Source organism: Actinomadura bangladeshensis (genome assembly GCF_004348335.1).
GTDB classification, from domain to species: domain Bacteria; phylum Actinomycetota; class Actinomycetes; order Streptosporangiales; family Streptosporangiaceae; genus Spirillospora; species Spirillospora bangladeshensis.
The window spans coordinates 1-2,792 of sequence record NZ_SMJW01000469.1 but is presented as its reverse complement, the minus strand read 5'-3'; the positions used below and the strand labels follow the sequence as shown (position 1 = coordinate 2,792).

Annotated in this window: 2 protein-coding genes and 1 pseudogene; all 3 read left to right on the top strand. The window is 69.7% G+C overall.

What is annotated here, in order from left to right; all coding sequences use genetic code 11:
* Nucleotides 1-123: 123 nt before the first annotated feature.
* Nucleotides 124-1,809 carry an LLM class flavin-dependent oxidoreductase gene (locus E1284_RS39990; RefSeq protein ID WP_131945327.1) on the top strand — a complete coding sequence of 562 codons (1,686 nt, stop codon included), beginning with the start codon at nt 124-126 and terminating at the stop codon, nt 1,807-1,809.
* A gap of 268 nt (nt 1,810-2,077) precedes the next feature.
* On the top strand, nt 2,078-2,428 hold the full coding sequence (locus E1284_RS39985; protein ID WP_207924236.1) for a hypothetical protein: 351 nt from the start codon (nt 2,078-2,080) through the stop codon (nt 2,426-2,428).
* Nucleotides 2,429-2,506: 78 nt separating this feature from the next.
* Nucleotides 2,507-2,792: pseudogene (locus tag E1284_RS39980) on the top strand (RNA-guided endonuclease TnpB family protein); the annotation flags it as partial.

Here is a 2,792-nt window from a genome sequence, read left to right as displayed (position 1 = left end):
CCCCACCCCCAACCCCCGTCAACCGAGCGCTTGGTCACCGCCCAGGGTCACACGCACAACGAAGCTGTTGACTCACCGTCCAACGCGGGAGAGGCTGGCCGGGCAGCAGGGAGAGGTGACGCCATGCGCTTCGGACTCTTCTATGAGCACCAGCTTCCGCGGCCGTGGAACGCCGGGCAGGAGTTGAAGCTCTACCAGGACGCGCTCGATCAGGTGGAGATCGCCGATCGGGTGGGGTTCGACTACCTGTGGGAGGTCGAGCACCACTTCCTGGAGGAGTACTCGCATTCGTCCGCGCCCGAGGTGTTCCTCGCGGCCGCGTCGCAGCGGACGAAGCGGATCCGGCTCGGGCACGGGATCGTCCAGCTGCCGCCGGCCGTCAACCATCCGGCGCGGATCGCCGAGCGCATCGCGACGCTGGACCTCGTGTCGAACGGGCGGGTCGACTTCGGGACGGGCGAGGCGAGTTCCAGCGCCGAACTCGGCGGGTTCGGGGTGCGGCGCGCCGAGAAGCGCGCCCAGTGGCAGGACGCCATCGACGCCATTACCAGGATGTTCGTCGAGGAGCCGTTCGCCGGATGGTCGTCCGAATACATCCAGATGCCGCCCCGGAACGTGCTGCCGAAGACCGTGCAGAGGCCGCATCCGCCGCTGTGGGTGGCCTGCTCGCGGCGGGAGACGATCCAGTTCGCGGCGCGCAACGGGATCGGCGCGCTGTCGTTCTCGTTCGTGGAACCCGAGGACGCCGGCAAATGGGTGGACGAGTACTACCGCATACTCGCCTCCGAAGAATGCGTTCCGGCGGGCTTCGCGGTGAACCCGAACGTGTCGGTGGTGCTGCCGATGATGCTGCACGAGGACGAGGCGACCGCGATCGACCGGGGCATCGACGGTGCGCACTTCTTCGCGTTCGCGCTCGCGCATTACTACGGCCCCACTCCGCACGATCCCGGACGCACGAACGTGTGGGAGGAGTTCGCGCAGCGCCGGGAGGCCCGCGGGTTCTCGCGCGAGCAGATCATCGCGAACGCCGGCACGCTGAACGTCAACGTCGGCTCGCTGCGCGGCGCCGTCGGGACGCCCGCGCAGGTCATCGACCTGATCCAGCGGTACGAGGCGGTCGGCGTCGACCAGATCTCGTTCGTCCTGCAGTCGGGCCCGAACGAGCACGAGCACATCTGCGAGTCGCTCGAACTGTTCGGGACGGCCGTCCTGCCGCACTTCACGGAAGGGCGTGAGGAACGCGAGGCCGTCAAGGCGGAACGGCTCGCCCCCGCCATCGAGGCCGCCCTCGCCCGCCGCGACCCCGCCCGGACGGCGCCGCCCGATTACCGCATCGACGAGGAGGCGGAGGTCGCCCGCGCGAGCCGTTCGCGTCGCCCGCTGCGGGAGGAGGTCCGTGCCGCGAGCCGGAGGCGGTTCCGGCAGGGCTTCTACAAACTCGTCCACGGCCGGACGGACGAACAGATCGAGCGCCGTTTCGGCCCGAGCACGCAACGGCTGTTCTTCGCCGGAATGGCGCGCGCCTATGACCCGTCCGCGGCGGGCGGTTTCACGGGAGAGTTGGAATTCCGGCTGACCCGCACCACATGGACGCTCGTCCTCGGCGAGAACCGGGCCCGCGCCCATCCCGGACCGGCCGACGACCCCGCCCTGACCCTCATCGTGGAAACGGCGGATTTCCTGCGGATCCTCGCCGGCGACGCCAATCCGGCGACCCTGCTCATGGACGGCCGCCTGGAACTGCGCGGCAGCTTCGACCTGGCGCCGCGCCTCAGCGAGATGTTCGGCGGCCCGTCCCCGTACTGAGGCTGGTGGTGGCCGTGATCCCCCGATGACCACGGCCACCACATAGTCAGACGTCCACAACCCCCGCGAGAGTTCGCGCTGCGGCGAAAAACCTCGATCGGACTCACCGGCGATGCCGTACCGTCACGGAGTGTTCTCCCTCCAGTGACTACTTCCCCGAAGGCGCGCTCGCCCGCCGGCTCGACGCCCAAGGCCTCCCCTCCACCGTCTACGCGTTCCCCAAGCTGGGCGTGCAGCCGCTCAGATCGTCGTCTGCCTGGGCTTCGGCGTGGACGCCTACCACGGCGTGAACCACACCGACGTCCTGGAGAACCTCGCCGCGCTGACCGCCGACGGCTCCTACCTGGGCGCCCTCTCCATCCCGCGCGACAGCCGCGAGGCGGCGCTCTACCTGGACGCCGTCGAGCACGCGCGGGCCGCGACGCCCTCGTACCCGAGCATCGTGAACGGCTCGATCTCCGCCGCCGTCCGCGGCCAGTTCGGCGACGTCCACTTCACCACCCGGACGCGCGGCAGCGAACTCTTCATCGGATACCCGCAGCGTGGAAACCCGTCCTTCGGGGCGGGGAGGAAGCGCGGAACAAGGCAGCACTGTGGCCTCCTGGTTTTGACGGTCTGAGTTTTGTCGGTGGCGGTCGGTAAGTTGCGGGGCGTGTCCCGGTACCGGTTGTGCCCGACCCCTGCCCAGGAGGCGGGGTTGCTGGAGCATTGCGGGCATGCCCGGTTCGTGTGGAATCTGGCGGTGGAGCAGCAGGCGTGGTGGACGCCGCGGCGCGGCCCCGCTCCGGGGTATGCCGTCCAGGCCCGGCAGTTGACCGAGGCCCGCGCGGCGAATCCGTGGCTGGCGGCGGGTTCGCAGACGGTGCAGCAGCAGGCGCTCAAGGACTTCGCGCAGGCGATGGCGAACTTCTTCGCCGGTACGCATCGGCGCCCTACGTGGCGTAAGGCGGGGGTGCATGAGGGTTTCCGGGTTGTGGGGGTGC